The sequence below is a fragment of the Rhodohalobacter barkolensis genome (assembly GCF_002834295.1).
GTDB classification, from domain to species: domain Bacteria; phylum Bacteroidota; class Rhodothermia; order Balneolales; family Balneolaceae; genus Rhodohalobacter; species Rhodohalobacter barkolensis.
This window is the reverse complement of record NZ_PISP01000001.1, coordinates 490,470-505,658: the sequence shown is the minus strand read 5'-3', so window position 1 is coordinate 505,658 and position 15,189 is coordinate 490,470. Positions and strand designations below refer to the sequence as shown.

Below are 15,189 nucleotides of genomic sequence, written 5' to 3'. Positions count from 1 at the left end.
TGTCTGTTTCATAAATTCCTTATCCAAAGAAAAACAGATATCCCAGGCTGCCGGCAGCGGCTATGGCCACGGCAATACCCAAAAGCTTAGCATAATATCTGATTTTACTTTTTTTATCCGTTGGCTTGTTGATGATTCCCTTATAGGAATCCCAGAGCTCTCCCAAAAAGAAAGAGCCAAAATTGGCGATCAGGTTAAATTTCTCTGCCGCATCGCGGGCATCAATAGCGTGTAGGGTACGAAGCAGATTAAACAGTTCAGCTTTTGATAATGTCAATACCCCGGCTCCCGCAACGGGTCCGGTTTTATCCTTTCCTTTATGAAGCTGTACACGTAATGTGGTCGTGTCTTCCCACAAATCGAACCCCGGATCATCCCGAACTACTTTTTTCCCGGCCAGGTAATATGAAGTTCCTTCGTAATCGAACTGCATTTCATAAATCATCAATTTTGTATCGGGGGCTTCCTGTTCTACAAACAGGTTAAAAACGCCCTCTTTTGCAGGTAAATATTCATCAAAGGGTTCGAATGAGACATGCCCCGTCATGGTGCCAGCTGACTTGGGGTCTTTCAAAAATTCCGGCAAATCCCTTATATAGATTGCTGCATTCAGTGATAAACGGGTATTTTTTTCTTTGCCTTTTTCCTCCCCCTCTTCAGGTTTGTCCGTGTCCAGACTGAACCACCCTTCCATCTTTTCCCGAAACGCAATCCCCGGTACGGGATCTTTCATCCTTGTAGCAGCCGGTGTAAACGGGATGCCATCTTCATTCATCTTAGTCAGATATTTAGTCGTATCTGAGTAACCGATAGTGATCAGGGTAGACGCATCAATCCGGCCAAAAAAGTAATCGGGGTCAAGCGGCAGCGGGTAGTCAGGTTTAATCACGTGCAACTTTACTGGCGATGTTTGCCCATAGGGTGAATCTCCTTTTTTAATTCGCTCGTTCAGCTCGTTGATCCGGTCAAACTCTTCAAACAGCACTCCATTGGCGCTCATCTCAATCATATGCACATACTGATCAAAAGCCCCATCTTTATAAACCCCATGATTGCCAATACACCAGACTAGCCAGATCTCCTCCGCACCACGCTTTACAGCCTCCATCACATTGGCATCTTTGATCCATACCGAATCGATATATGAATTACCACCGTACTCCACAGCCGGCATAAAGATGGGCAGTGAAATTCCCGCAACCAGGTGCTCCAGTGCTACTTCTGAATGGTGAATGGCCTCATTAGTTTTTTTGGTATAGTTACAAACATTAAACGTGCCCTCTATCCCCTTTGCCGAACGGATTTTTTCCGGATCAATTCCCAGGTGTGGAAATACGTGATTGATGATTCCATCTGCATCGCCCATCGCTTTCGACTTATGCAGGCGAAGATATTCATCAAACGGCAGCATCGACACAAACTTCTTAACATCCAAAGTTCTCCACCGCTCACACATCTCTTCCGGCGTAAGGCCCGACAAAAGCATGGCTAAATTCATAATCCCGCCGGAGGTGCCATCCACATGATTAAAACTGTAATCTTGCTCCAGCAATGCGCGAATGACGCCTGCCTGATATGCAACTCTCATTCCCCCGCCCGCCAAAACCAGCGACCGAACCGGCCCGCTGTAATGATCGGGAACTGCACCGGATATGTGAACTGGAGTTGGTTGCATTACAGTGTAGATTCTTTTTTAGAAATTGAGTACCAATAAATTGCAATCAGAACTCCTGAAAACAGGTCGAAGAGAGCCACACCAAGTGCCAGTAAGGAAAAAAGTCCGCTTCCAACAGCCAATGTAACAGCAACACCGGCTCCAAATTTTTGCAGGGCACACCAGAGTACCGCAACCGGGTGGTCCTTTTTGCTAAACAGTGCTTGAAGGAGTAGTCCGCCAAAAAGCATCATAAACATCCCGATAATCCCGAACATGTACATGGTGGAATCGTTGATTTCTCCGCCAATCATATTCAGCACAAATCCCGGGGCAAGTATCTGAACCAGACCACTGACTATCGTCAGTGCGCTGATCCATTTGAGAATGATTTCTAAATAATTTTTATAGACCATAGTTTCTTCATCTAAGGTTTAAAATTAATTATGGTGGTGTTTCATATCTGTTTCTTTTTATATATCCCTAATTCTTTTTGTGAATAGAGGTAAATAATTACGACGCCTATTCCTTCGTATATCATGAAGAAATAAAAAATCCAGTGTGGATAACCGTCTACGATCAGCGATATAACGCGAGCTAATACTCCGGCAAGCATAATTACCAGAAAAAGGAGGTTGAACTTTTTAATAGAAAAGATTTCTTCCCGGAAAACGATGGCAAACAGACCATACCCCAATTCCATAGCTCTCAGAAATCTGTATTGTGTAAGAACATTGGCCCGGGTCTTTTCTGCCAGAACATTTGTATCGAGGCCAAGCAGCATTTGTTGATCTAAATCAGCCCCAATAAAAGCTCCCCAGAATCCAGCCAAAATTACTAATCCGATATAGGTAAAAAAGAAAAAATAGTTAAGTAATTTCATGTCTATTCAGTTTGGTGAACCGTATCTGAATTACTCGAAATCATACTGAAAAAATAGAGTAGCATTAACAGCCATTCACCCGTCCAAAAACCCATTCGTACAAGATGTAGGTTTTGCCAGATTTTGAGAACCTCATCTAATTCAAACTGGCTGGTTATCCCGGCAGCCAACTGTTCATTGTATGGAAAAATGAAATAGGAGGTGAGTAAAGTAGCTGCGATGACCATTCCAAGAATTCCTATTGGATACCATTTTCTAATTGATTTCCATTCCTCTACAATAATAATGATAGCAGATATCATCATAAGAATAGTCATATAGGTGAAAAAATCAGTAGCTCTGGTTATAGGTGGGACAAACTGTTGGTAATAATTTTCCGGAGTCAGAGAAGCTACCGAGGGTAACGAAAAAAATATGAGTGACCACCCTGTTCCGAAATACATGGATACACAGGCAAATAACAACCCCTTGTTGATCTTTAGCAGTAATCGCTTCATTGGTTCTCCGGTTTTCCTGATTTGCAAAGTGTTAAATTTTGAACTCTTCATAATTTGTTATTGAAGGCGGCTCCAGCCACGTTTCATCCAACCCCAGGTCGATGATGCTCTCCAACCCTTCCGGCATAGATTTCGGAGGGGCGTCGTAGGTCATAAACCAGCAGTCAAAATGATCATCCAGAACGCCGTTGGCCGCCGGCATAAAAAGAGTGAAGTAGGGATCGGGATTAATTTCAATGTCTCTGAGAATTGCGACATTGGGGTGATCCCCTATAAACAGTTTGGCTTTGGCTTTTCCAAACAGATTTACCCCGGCCTTGGTATTAAAATAGATGTAGGAAGCCATCAGCATATTTCTGAACCTACAGTAGTTGGTCGCACCAATTTTAAGCCTGAATGATGGAGATTTTGGCCTCTCCATCTCTATTCGAAATGCAAACTTGCCATCTTTTTCATATTGCGAACTGACAGAATTATCGGTGACTTTAAAGTCGAGGTTTGCTTTGTGCTTGGGCATACCCCAGATTCCCTTTCCCCCTTTTACTGAAATTTCAGAGCTCACCGGCAGGTCCAAAATATATTGTCCTGTTCCATATTTTTTCATCAGCAGTGCGTTTAAAATCCGAGGAGCAGGTTTTGGCCCTCGTGTACAACCTATGGCGATGCTATACTCGATATATTTTCCAATACTGGTATCAACGTAATTGATAACGGTAACTAACAATGTCGCTTTGCCATTTGGAAGTTGCAGTGCGTGTACCTCATTTCCGGGCAACAGTGCATTTGCCTTTTCCCAGTCACAGGTAAATCCCGCCATCAATGCCGGAGAATTCCTGGCGCTTACCGGCATTTCATACGGGATTCCATCTACCAGTGCATAACGTCCTGCATATCGCTTAATCCGTTTCGGAATACCCATATTGATCTACTCTATAATTATTATTGATTCACTTTTCTAACCTTCGTTTTCAAGTTCATGCACCATCAGAGGGAAAACATCTTTAGCCGCTTCTTTGCCCATAAACACATCCAGATGACTGTATGTTGGCAGCAGATGAAGGGCATGCCGGTCTGATTCATGATTATTAAAATAGTTGTATGTCCGGACCTGGCTTTCAGGCAAAAAACAGCGATTTTTCTCACCTGCAAAAAAAACAAATCGGGCATCGGTCTGAGGTTTTCCCATCTCGAAATCATCCGGCAGTCCGGTTTCATCGCCGTTGGCAATGAGATGGCCTTTCGCTACACATTTTTTGATATGGTTAAAAAACCGAATCGGCACCTCAGCAAATTCATCTTTCAGCCATTCATGAGTCTCTTCGTTGAGGTTTTCATGCTCCCAAAGGGCCGGGAATCCACTTCCATAAGTAAAGCTGACCTGTTTACACACTCCGTTATCACACTCATGATGGGTAGCCTCCACCACCCTTCGAATCAGTTCAGGCATAAATCCCTCGGCTTTAATTCCCCATTGTGGGTTCAGATATCGTGTTCCTAGGCCAACAAGCGGTAAAGCTAACCTAAGCTTCACTTTCGACCAGCCCGGTACAACCGGATGAAGCGAAACAGCATTACTCACAATGGTTTTGACCTGCGGCACCAAACCACTAACCGCCGACATCATAAAACTGGTTGAACCCTGACAGTGGATAACAGCTTTTATCTGATCGTACCCGGTTTCTTCCACAACTTTTTCAACCGCTTTGGGGTGATCATATTTGGCGGCCTGATCCAGATCCCATTCGTTTGGCTCCAGGTCGATACTTGCGCGCCAGTTTTCAAGCCAGACGTCATACCCCTCCTGAACCAGGTAATCCACAAAATTGGTCTCTACCGGAGCTCTGAAAATATTCCCTCTCACACCGGCTCCGTGTACAACCAAAACTGGACCTTTTGGCGGATGAGCCTCGGCTTTTACATTCACCAGATTGCATTCAAGCCCGTCTCCGGCTTTAAAGGGTACGGTATGCTCTATATAATTTTCCATCACAAAAACCCCTCATCTAATTGTTACAGATATACATCGACAATATTTTCAGAGAAAAACTTTATAAACTTACTCTTGTACTTCAGTTGATCCATATTTTTGTCTGTCCCGGTAATCTTCACAGTTCCAATCTGCTTTCGAAAATCATCCGGTTTTATCTTTAAGATCCCTTTCCCCAAAACCGGTGCATCCGGATTTTCCCCGTCATAGAGAGTCACAAAAAGAGTCGTTGTATCGGCCCAAAGGTCAAATCCGGGATCATCGTGAATTACTTTATATCCCTCGAAATAGTAGCTTTTGCCCTCTTCCGATTTTAGCTTCATGTTGTACTTCATATACCGGATGTCATCATCTTCGGGATCTTCGGTAAACAGGTTAAACAAACCTTCCATTACCGTGAGATCATCATCGGAAAGTGCCGGAGCCTGAACCGAACCAAAGAGCTCGGCCGGGTGATTTGAATCATTCAGCATGTTTTCAACATCGTTCGAGCGGACGGTAAGTACAAAGGAAAGTGCTGAATCATCTAACACCCCTTTGTCATATCCGGCTTCGTACGAATCGGTACCCACAGCAAAATAACCGGTCATGCGTTCGGTAAACTGAATACCGGGAACTTCTTCCTTTCCCTCCTTTTTTGAACCATTCAGTCCTTGATTATTGAAACTGTAGTCAATTGTCCAGCCTCTGTCCCGGGCGATATATTTGCAGTTTCTTTCAGCCAACGCAGAAATCGTTAAAAGCGGATTTACGCCCAGTGTTCTTGGAATAATGGATCCATCACTGATGTAAAGCCCATCATACACATCGCTGCCTCTGTTGCCCGAAAATACCTGGCCTTTGTGATTGACCACACCGCTCTCAGCATCTTTACCCATAATACATCCGCCCAATGGATGCACTGTTGTTAAACGGTGTTTAAAGAGCCTGTTCCAGCTCGGATTCTTAACGTAGGTTCCACCCAGTTCTTTGGTAACTTTTCGAAGATTCTGACTTACTTTTTCAAAAATCGACTGCTTGCCCACATCATCCCAATCTATTCGAAGCCGTTCATCCTTGAGGTAAAGCTCTCCCTGTCCGTCGTCATGCGTCATTACAAGGTAAGTCATTGTGTTTGCCGTTGCTCCCTTATAGGCTCCTCTAAAGATGGATCCCAGCCAGCGCCATGTTTCCCTTAGAAAATCCCGAAAACCGCTGTCTGTATCATCTCCGGTAAACTTTGAGGCAAATGTCAGCATCCAGGGTACAAAAGCCGAAAGGGCTCCAGGAATGACTCCTTCCTCAATAACCATTCCCTCACTTTTTTTTCCATTTGTGTAGCCGGGGCTTCTAAGATCAATGATACCCGTTATACACGGGCCTACCGGATCATCTGCATCCGGTTTTTTGTGACCCGCCCCGATGGCGTTAGACCGTACATCATTGTTATACCCAAAGCCAAGAAAATCACCGTTCCCCGTAAATCGTTTTCCCAGCATGTCTGAAACCGGAAGGCCTTCTTTCTTGGAGCGTATCATGATCTCAGAAGTACCCAGTGTGCCGGCAGCAAGTATGACAATATCCGCGGTGATAAAACTGGTGGAATCACCAAATTTTTCCTGGCCGGTACCCATTACTTTGTACCGAACCAACCATTTCTCCTTCATCTGTTCCACTCGGTCGACAGCCACTTCAGTAAAAATTTCTGCACTGTGATTTCTGGCATCGGGCAAATAGTTCATCAGTGTCGTATTCTTTGCATGGTAGTTACAGCCGGTCACACAATCCCCACAGCCATTACACGCTTTCTGCTCTACTCCCACAACATTTTTGCCATCAGAAAATGTAACATTAATGGGCGGTCTGTAGAATGAATCCTTCCCCCACTTTGTGGATGCAATTTCCATTGATTTAAGTTTTGCGGGTACAGGCCAGCTTCTCGGATAAGGAGATGCATTCAACATATGCAGTGCGAGGTCCTGGCATTCGGTAAGCAATTCACGGTCATTTCGAAGGGCTTTTGGCCACTCCTCACGTTCCAAAACCCACTCCTCGGGTGGCAGTGATACGTTGGCATTTACCAGTGAAGTGCCTCCAAGCCCGCACCCCTGAAAAACATTGATATGCTTATTAAATCGAAAATCGTAGAGCCCGGTCTCCGAACCGACATGCTTCCCCTCAATATCCATCTGCATCTCTTTATGGGCATTGGTTTCTTTATCCGGGTATTCACCGGGATGAATTTCTCTGCCTTTTTCAAGCAAACAGACGGATTTACCCGCACGGGCCATCCTGGAGGCACTGATACTTCCTCCATATCCCGATCCTATCACGATTACGTCGTAATGGTCCCTTATTTGTTCGATCGGTAGTGACAATCGATCCATACTTTCTCCCCTTCATTTTATGTTCAAGGCCTTATATTGATCGGATCTTCAATAAGACTGTATTTAAATTCTTCTTCATCTGCCGGAATAAACCAAGGATCCTCCCCTTCAAATTTCTCTTCAACTTCTTGCCAGTTCCTGCATACCTTGGGAATTGTAATCGGATAAATTGTCAACCCATCAGAATTGACATGCATGCGCACAAAACTTTTGTAGTCTTCTCCCCTGAAAGAAGAGAATGCTTCAGTGTCGTGAGTTTTTAAAACTAAAATGCAGATCATCAAGTAGATCCCCATTGCAAAACCATTCAGCAGCCAACCGGACAGTCCAATCCCAGCAGCGAATAGCACAATTCCCCAAACTGAAAGAGGATTAATTCCGGCTATTCCGTTAACGATATAGGCAACAAGCCAGAGTCCGGCAATTAAAAAGGTAACCTGAACAGCACCGTGAATGATACCGGCTATCCAGGAAGAGAGTGGTTTTTTCCGGTTTGTATCGGCCAGGGCGAGTATTCCAAAAAAGATGAGGGCAAGAAATATGCTCAGTCCCGGACTGCCAAGTAATGTTATAAAAAGTGATGGGATTAAAACCCCCAGATCTGATAGTCCTGAACTGGCCATTTGTGTTACGAGTGAACCTGAATTTCCGGCACTTACAAACCAACCAAACAGTATATAAACAAGAGCAAAGAAGCTCCCAAATCGTACGTTTATAAATGGAAACAGTAAATTTTTAAACGCCATCCTGCGAGATTCCTTATTTGATGGCGAGGCCTGACTCTTTTCGTACACGGAATCTTCAAAATTCAGGGTGTCCGGTATTTGATGGGTTGGATGTAAAAATGCCCCGCCGCCGCCGGCTGTAATTCTCCACTTCGGGTTTTCACTGCCTTTCTCCCTGAAACTGACATAGTGATGTAAATCACCGGCCAAAATCAGACTAAAATTGAGTTCCTTCTCCCCTTTTAAGGCATACCGATCTTTAAAAAATTTAAGGTTCTGGTAGGGTTTATCACTTTTTTGGTACTCCTGATAGGACCACGACGGTTCGGCTGTGCAGAGAATAACATTATCCCCTTTTTTCGCGAGATCGCACATCCGGTCAAAATAGTCGAGCTGCGGTTTATCGATGTCGGCATGTAACTGAATGTCAATGCCCCAAAGCCACCAGTTACCGGGTAATTTAATCGCAAAATAACTTCGGTTCTGTCTGGTTTTCCAGCCCCCCATCCATCTCTGCTGGCAAAAGAGTTTCATAAAACTGGAAAGTCCGTCATACCAGTCATGATTTCCCGGAATAGCAAAAAGTGTCGGGGCACTATCTGAATCTTGCACGCTTGACAGTGAAGAACGGTACGGGCCAACTAACCTGTTTTTGTACTCCTCGGGCGTAGCAACCGGGTAAACCTCATCACCGCCCATAACCAGGATATCACCTCTCTTTAAATCGTAATCTTTTCCATTAAAGCTTTGAATATTTAATTCTTTTCGTCCCAATAGGTAGGCAACACTGTAGGTTGAATTCCAGCCGGATCCCAAATCACTCACATAATCCAGCCAGATCTCCTCGCGGTCGGAAAAATCATACGGTTTTAGCGACTCTTCATCGTTGGATAGTGCGGCCTGTGTCTCTCTTTTATCAGCATAATTCCCAAAAACTGAAGACACTACCGCCTGGAGACCTGTTTTCGCAAGTTGTGACGGACTAAACCAGTCCACCATTTTTTCCCTGCGAAAGTCTAACGAGTCTACTTTTTTCTTTTCCTGATTAGAAACTTCCCCGCTATTCATAGATTCCCCAATGATTTTATCATTCTCTATCTATTTAAACACAATGTTTGATCCCTTCTTTTTTCAGATACTAAGAATCTGATCCACCACACTTAAAACAATGAATTCTCTTTGACTATTTCAAAACCCCAATCTATACTTTCTATTGTTTTATACAATATTTCAAAAAATCATTTTTAACATTAATAAATCTTATACAGATTTCCTACTCATGATATTAAATACAGCGTATACGGTAACTATACTAAATCATATATCAAGATAAAATTCTGACTTCAGAACAGATCCTTTCCATTTGGACAATTGAGTCTAATATATTTTTTCTTTAATCGCTCAATACTTAATTAGCTGATCTTGTTGCAGATATCGTAAGGAGCATACTCTGTTGCGAGAGTATCTATAAATCACTCTCAATATTTGTGAATATGATGTTTAAACATCACTTCTAAAAAACTGAAACGATTGCTAGCCAAACAGAACAGGCCGGATCGTATTATCGAGTCTCTTTAATAGATTTTTGACTAAAATTTTAGAAAGGAATCTCATTCCCAAAGAAATCTTAAACGTTTTCCAATCTTGACGCATCCCCCCTTCGCAGATCTCAGTATCATATATTTACAACAAAAGGGGAATTATTAACTACATTATTGATAATGAGTCTCAAAATCTTCTTCTTTAATCACCTAATGATAGCCCCAATGAAAAACTTTATACCTGCACTTCTCCTTTTTCTTCTTATATCGGGTTGTACCTCCAGTAGTCAAAACGAAGGTCACACGGTTAAAGTAAACCTGACGGTCTCAGATGACGTTAAAGAGTCTTTTCAAGCTGATGGACGGTTATACGTTTTTCTGAATCAGAATCTCGAGGTGGAGCCAATGGATCAAATCTGGCCGTACCCGGGAAGAATGAGCCATATCTTTGCAATAAACAGAACCGACTTAAGTCCGGATGGCAGTATTACAATTGCTCCGAATGAGGGTTGGACAAAAACGACCGACTGGACTTTTGAAAACGTTCCGGAGGGTGAGTATAACATTCAGATTCTATGGGATCAGGATAAAAGCGAATCAAGAATTAATGCTCCGGGCAACCTTTATTCAGAAAAACAGAAAATTACAGTTTCAAACTCAATAGAGGTAGACATCACCATAAATCAAGTGATCGCCGAAAGGGAGCTTGCTGAATCTGATTTACTACATTTGGTCGATTTCCAAAGTGACACACTTTCAGCCTGGTGGGATAAGCCGGTACATCTGAAGGCTTCCGTGCTTCTGCCTGAAAATTATGACTCATCTGAATCCTACCCCATCCGATACAATGTGGCGGGATATGGCGGCAGGTACACGAGAGTTAATAATTTGTTAAACAGTGCTGATTTCACTGACTGGTGGCAAAGTGATGAGGGGCCACGGGTAATCAATGTGTTTTTAGACGGAGAAGGGCCTTTTGGTGATTCATACCAAATGGATTCCGAAAACAGCGGGCCTTACGGTCACGCGCTGATTTACGAGCTGATCCCGCACATAGAATCGGAATACAGGGGCACCGATTCAGCAAACACACGTTTTGTAGATGGTTGTTCCACCGGCGGATGGGTCTCACTTGGGCTCCAGCTTTACTATCCCGACCACTTCAATGGTGTATTTTCCTACAGTCCTGATGCCATCGAGTTTGAAAATTATCAGCTGATCAACATCTATGAGGATGAAAATGCTTTCATCAATGAATTCGATTACGAACGGCCGGTGATGAGAAGCACAGTAGGTGAACCTATGATCTCACTGCGTGACTTCATCGCCTACGAAAACACACTCGGAGACTCTGATACCTATCTCAATTCCGGCGGGCAGTTCAGCGCCCACACGGCCCTTTATAGTCCACGTGGCGAGAACGGACTTCCCAAACCGCTCTTTCACCCCACAACAGGTGAGATAGACCGGGAAGTTGCTGAACACTGGAAGAAATACGATTTCAAAATATATGCGGAGGAGAACTGGTCAACGCTCGGGCCAAAACTGCAGGGTAAAATTTTTATCTGGATGGGTGATATGGATCAGTTCTATCTCAACCCGTCAACACGTGCTTTTGATGAGTTCCTGAAAAATACGGAGGAACCGGTATCGGATGCGGAAGTCATCTTTACTCCCATGGCCGGTCATTGCGATCAGTTTTCCAATAAAACCGTATTAATGCAGATTCAGGAAAGATTAGGCGAAATGGAGCAGTAATTGGATCAATCAAAAACTCTCTAAGCCCTGAGTATGAAGTTATTATAATAACGAAAGGCGAGGATAAAATTTATCTTCCTGGTAAATAATATTAGTACAGACACAGGCAATTGTTTTAATATTTACTCTTTAAGAAAATGACAAACCTCATTTTGCAAAAGGATTATCTGATATGACGGTAACACGATCAGCAGTAATATTCCTTGTTTTACTTTTTTTATGTAACTGTTCCCTCCTTGCTCAGCAGATTGATGATGTTCAAACGATCTATTCCGTTTCAGAAGCACTTGCAGATCGTGATGAAGATGGAAACATTGATCTTCTCAACCAAACCGTAGTGATTTCCGGGCGTGCTTCTGTTGATAATCTCATTTTTAATGAACAGCGTCTTTCCGTTTATATGCAGGATGAAAGCGCCGGTATTCAGGTGTTTAGCGGTACACTGAAAGCCGATATCAGTGAAGGGGACAGCTTAGTTGTAAAAGGGACTCTGGAACTGTATTACGACAAACCTGAAATCGTAGCAGATACCGTTTACGTTGTGGATGCCCCACCCAGGGTTCCAACTCCAAAAACACTATCCCGGGTTGCACCAAATCCGGAAAATTACCTGGGAATGTTGGTGCAAGGGCGTGCGGTGGTCTCACAAAAAAATGCCAGTTCCGGTTACAGGGGACTCAAAATTTCCATTAACGATTCTACTGAGCATATTTCAGAAGTATATATATCACAATCACACAGATTAAAAGATGAGTTTAATTTGGAGTTATTGAGTATAGGGGATGAAATTGAAATTTCAGGAATACTTGGCAAATTTGTTTTTCTAACCAGTGGCACCGTTATCTATCATATAATGCCACGCACCACCGATGATATTAAAGCACTGGGCTTTCCCCGAAAATACTTAAGCTATTTAGGGTGGTTTGGAATCGCTTCCTTCGTTTTAATTTTTGGATGGATTTTTGTACTCAGAAGGCAGGTAAAATCCAAGACGAATGAACTTTCTGTTGCATTGGAGGAGAAAGAGATTCTGATGCAGGAAATACACCATAGAGTTAAAAATAACCTTGCTAAAATTGTAGCCCTTCTTGATCTGCAAATTAGCGTGGCTGATCATCCTGCCGTTGAAAAGAGCTTATCGAACAGCAAAAGCAGGATAAATTCTATGACACTGATTCATGAAAAATTATATCAAACACAGAAGTACCAGACTGTTCGACTCGATCATTATCTGAAGGATCTCGTTACAACCATCCATCAAACCTATACAAACGAAAAACAAAAGGTACGGCTGGACTTTGACTTAGATGAAGTCACTTTTTCAGTTGATAAAACCGTTGTTTGTGGATTATTGGTTAATGAATTGGTGATAAATGCTTTTAAATATGCCTTTGCAGACAAAGATGAAGGAGTTCTAAGCATCGTCTTGAAGAAAAAGGGTGAAAATATTCGACTCAGTATTTCTGATGATGGTCCTGGTCTGCCCGGTGAATTCGGTAAGATACAGGGAGAAGGTTTGGGAACCATTCTTATCCAGAATTTTGCAGAACAACTTGACGCAGACATGCAGGTTCATTCTTATGAACATGGAACTTCGTTTTCTTTTACTTTTGAATAAGCAAAACCCAATCTCGACCGACGAGTGGAATCACCTCAAAACCTCTTCCCTACCACAAAACACTCGACTGTCGAATGGTTTGAGCACAGTCCAATACAGTGAAGTCACTATTGCAAAACCCGATACTCGTCCGACGACTGAATATTTGGAGTTCATAGCCTCGACTTTCCCAAAGTCGTCAGACGAGACCCAATCTCGACGGACGAGTGTAAGGAGCGTAAACATAGAAATTGTCCCACACAATTTTTAATCGAGTTCTCCCAGCCTGGCAATCCGTTCGCCCGCCCGGTTATCCTGCATCACATAACCATACAGATATTTTACTTCCGGACGGTTTTTGACTTTCTAGGCTACCCATTCTCCCAGTTTTTTCAGAAAAATTTTCCCGGTCCCTTTTTGGGTAACGTGCATATTCCCGAGGCAGATCACATTCGTGATAATCCCACTGATTAATCATTTCTGATATGAAGCAATCGCAACTCCTATAAACTCATCTTTATAGAAAAGCCCAAGCGGTACCACTTTATATGACGGCATTTTACTGCTTTAGAGTCCCCGGAGTTACCGGAGTCTGTATATCACCCTAAGAGAGGATTTTCTCCATCATTTTAAGCAGAAAGATGGGTGTAGAAATTTTTAGATCTGGTAGATGCCTAACCGGTTTAAGTTACCCGGATACTGCTTTTAAGACCACAAACCCACCTTTTCCGTATCCTCTCTCAGGTTCTTTCGGAGTTGTTTCGGAGGCAGTGATCAAGGTTTGCCAATATTCAAAACTCTTAAATCCGGCATCTTCTAAAATCACGGTTAACTCTTCAGGTGAGTGAAATGTGGCATGTCTGTAAAATGGATTGGAATGCTTTCTTTTCTGATAGGTCTGCCCCAATACACTGTTCTTATTGATCATTCCAATGATAAACACACCGCCGGGCTTCAAAATTCTTTTTACTTCCTGAAATGCTTTAGGAATATTTTCCAGAAAACAATCGACGGTAATCATGACGGCGTAGTCAAAACTATTCTCATTGAAAGGCATCTCTTCTGCTTTCCCAATGAGTGTTTTAATACCTCTGGATTCTGCAATATTCGCCATACTTTCGGAAGGGTCAAGTCCGCGGTCGACAGCCAATTTTTCGGCGAACCGACCTGTTCCTATCCCAATTTCAACTCCGAACTTATTTAACGGAACTACCTTTTTCAGCGCTTTTAACTCAGATTCAAAAAAGACCGGATGCTCATCAAACCACCGGTCGTACTCATCACTTTTCTGATTGTATACCTGAATCGAATCCATAATCTCGAATGCTGAAATTTAATACTTAACTTTCATCCCTTGCCGGGTTTTTAACCGGTGTTTTGAACATTCCTTTTACAGTTTGATCTTCTTCACTGTCGAATTGTTCGAGTCCAAGTTTGATCGTCTCGGGTTTTGGGTTCAACCGAAACGTCCGGGCCAGCCGATCCCAGATTGAGAAGAGCGAACTGTAGTTGGAATCGGTTTCCGGCTGCCAGCGCGAATGGTGTACGCGGTGCATGTTGGGTGTTACGATGATTGTTCGCAATATTCGGTCATACTTCTCCGGCAGACCCACATTGGCATGGTGGAACTGCACTACGGCAAACATCACAATTTCATACAGAACCAGCTCCCACAGGTATACCCCAAACAGTGCAATCAGCGGTATACGAAATATAGATGAGAAAAAGATTTCGCCTAAATGAAAGCGGCTGGCTGTTGTGACATCCATTTTATTATCGGAGTGATGGACGCTGTGAAAGCGCCAGAAAAATGGGATCTCGTGATTCATACGATGCCAGGCGTAGGTCCAGAAATCGAGCAGGAGAATAGCTCCGGCGGCATGCGCCCAGAGAGGCAGCCCTGTCGCATCCTGCAGCCAGTGCATGATCCCGAACCGATTCCCCTCTGCCCAGACAGATGCCGAAAGCCAAAGCCCGACGAAAATCACACTCACAAGCAGTCCGTTGATAGCTCCGATAACCAAATTCCGAAAAACATGCTTTCCCCTGTCTTTAAAGGATTCGGTAAAATAGGCATAAAACGGATGGAGCGACTCCCAGATGAATAGCAGGATCAGTACTCCCGCCAGTGCGATAACCTGGATTTCTTGAAGAGAGTCTAAAATGGATTCCATGATGAAC

Annotated in this window: 12 protein-coding genes; 2 read left to right on the top strand and 10 right to left on the bottom strand. The window is 43.3% G+C overall.

The window, feature by feature from the left end:
• Positions 1 to 19: 19 nt before the first annotated feature.
• From CWD77_RS02025 to CWD77_RS01990, 8 genes are read right to left on the bottom strand one after another with little or no spacing between them, the layout of a single operon-like run.
• On the bottom strand, positions 20 to 1,675 hold the full coding sequence (locus tag CWD77_RS02025; protein ID WP_101071559.1) for a patatin-like phospholipase family protein: 1,656 nt from the start codon (positions 1,673 to 1,675) through the stop codon (positions 20 to 22).
• Positions 1,675 to 2,070, bottom strand: coding sequence for a patatin (locus CWD77_RS02020; protein ID WP_101071558.1), 396 nt, complete (start codon positions 2,068 to 2,070; stop codon positions 1,675 to 1,677). The genes CWD77_RS02025 and CWD77_RS02020 overlap by 1 nt, the downstream gene beginning before the upstream one ends.
• A gap of 41 nt (positions 2,071 to 2,111) precedes the next feature.
• The gene (locus CWD77_RS02015; protein WP_101071557.1) at positions 2,112 to 2,537 is read right to left on the bottom strand and encodes a DUF4345 family protein; all 426 of its coding nucleotides are present in this window, start codon (positions 2,535 to 2,537) and stop codon (positions 2,112 to 2,114) included.
• A gap of 2 nt (positions 2,538 to 2,539) precedes the next feature.
• Positions 2,540 to 3,034 carry a DUF1772 domain-containing protein gene (locus CWD77_RS02010; protein ID WP_165779052.1) on the bottom strand — a complete coding sequence of 165 codons (495 nt, stop codon included), beginning with the start codon at positions 3,032 to 3,034 and terminating at the stop codon, positions 2,540 to 2,542.
• Between the two features lie 31 nt (positions 3,035 to 3,065).
• The gene (locus CWD77_RS02005; protein ID WP_101071555.1) at positions 3,066 to 3,953 is read right to left on the bottom strand and encodes an acetoacetate decarboxylase family protein; all 888 of its coding nucleotides are present in this window, start codon (positions 3,951 to 3,953) and stop codon (positions 3,066 to 3,068) included.
• Positions 3,954 to 3,989: 36 nt separating this feature from the next.
• Positions 3,990 to 5,021 (bottom strand): alpha/beta fold hydrolase, encoded by a 1,032-nt coding sequence (locus CWD77_RS02000; RefSeq protein WP_101071554.1) that lies wholly within the window; start codon positions 5,019 to 5,021, stop codon positions 3,990 to 3,992.
• A gap of 23 nt (positions 5,022 to 5,044) precedes the next feature.
• Positions 5,045 to 7,387, bottom strand: coding sequence for a GMC family oxidoreductase N-terminal domain-containing protein (locus CWD77_RS01995; protein ID WP_101071553.1), 2,343 nt, complete (start codon positions 7,385 to 7,387; stop codon positions 5,045 to 5,047).
• Positions 7,388 to 7,410: 23 nt separating this feature from the next.
• Positions 7,411 to 9,180, bottom strand: coding sequence for a metallophosphoesterase (locus CWD77_RS01990; protein WP_101071552.1), 1,770 nt, complete (start codon positions 9,178 to 9,180; stop codon positions 7,411 to 7,413).
• Between the two features lie 698 nt (positions 9,181 to 9,878).
• Here CWD77_RS01990 and CWD77_RS01985 point away from each other — a divergent pair.
• Positions 9,879 to 11,411, top strand: coding sequence for an alpha/beta hydrolase-fold protein (locus CWD77_RS01985; RefSeq protein ID WP_165779051.1), 1,533 nt, complete (start codon positions 9,879 to 9,881; stop codon positions 11,409 to 11,411).
• 172 nt (positions 11,412 to 11,583) lie between these two features.
• A complete protein-coding gene (locus tag CWD77_RS01980; protein ID WP_101071550.1) occupies positions 11,584 to 13,029 on the top strand; it encodes a histidine kinase dimerization/phosphoacceptor domain -containing protein in 1,446 nt (481 codons plus the stop codon).
• Between the two features lie 667 nt (positions 13,030 to 13,696).
• Here CWD77_RS01980 and CWD77_RS01975 read toward each other — a convergent pair.
• Entirely contained in the window at positions 13,697 to 14,323 is a 627-nt protein-coding gene (locus CWD77_RS01975) for a class I SAM-dependent methyltransferase (protein WP_101071549.1), read from the bottom strand.
• Positions 14,324 to 14,348: 25 nt separating this feature from the next.
• Positions 14,349 to 15,182, bottom strand: coding sequence for a sterol desaturase family protein (locus tag CWD77_RS01970; protein ID WP_101071548.1), 834 nt, complete (start codon positions 15,180 to 15,182; stop codon positions 14,349 to 14,351).
• Positions 15,183 to 15,189: the final 7 nt, after the last annotated feature.

Excerpts from the sequence above, each read along its gene's own strand:
- CWD77_RS01980 (WP_101071550.1), top strand. The coding sequence starts at position 11,584 with ATGACGGTAACACGATCAGCAGTAATATTCCTTGTTTTACTTTTTTTA.
- CWD77_RS01975 (WP_101071549.1), bottom strand. The coding sequence starts at position 14,323 with ATGGATTCGATTCAGGTATACAATCAGAAAAGTGATGAGTACGACCGG.
- CWD77_RS02005 (WP_101071555.1), bottom strand. The coding sequence starts at position 3,953 with ATGGGTATTCCGAAACGGATTAAGCGATATGCAGGACGTTATGCACTG.
- CWD77_RS02025 (WP_101071559.1), bottom strand. The coding sequence starts at position 1,675 with ATGCAACCAACTCCAGTTCACATATCCGGTGCAGTTCCCGATCATTAC.
- CWD77_RS01970 (WP_101071548.1), bottom strand. The coding sequence starts at position 15,182 with ATGGAATCCATTTTAGACTCTCTTCAAGAAATCCAGGTTATCGCACTG.
- CWD77_RS01985 (WP_165779051.1), top strand. The coding sequence starts at position 9,879 with ATGAAAAACTTTATACCTGCACTTCTCCTTTTTCTTCTTATATCGGGT.
- CWD77_RS01990 (WP_101071552.1), bottom strand. The coding sequence starts at position 9,180 with ATGAATAGCGGGGAAGTTTCTAATCAGGAAAAGAAAAAAGTAGACTCG.
- CWD77_RS01995 (WP_101071553.1), bottom strand. The coding sequence starts at position 7,387 with ATGGATCGATTGTCACTACCGATCGAACAAATAAGGGACCATTACGAC.
- CWD77_RS02015 (WP_101071557.1), bottom strand. The coding sequence starts at position 2,537 with ATGAAATTACTTAACTATTTTTTCTTTTTTACCTATATCGGATTAGTA.
- CWD77_RS02010 (WP_165779052.1), bottom strand. The coding sequence starts at position 3,034 with ATGAAGCGATTACTGCTAAAGATCAACAAGGGGTTGTTATTTGCCTGT.
- CWD77_RS02020 (WP_101071558.1), bottom strand. The coding sequence starts at position 2,070 with ATGGTCTATAAAAATTATTTAGAAATCATTCTCAAATGGATCAGCGCA.
- CWD77_RS02000 (WP_101071554.1), bottom strand. The coding sequence starts at position 5,021 with ATGGAAAATTATATAGAGCATACCGTACCCTTTAAAGCCGGAGACGGG.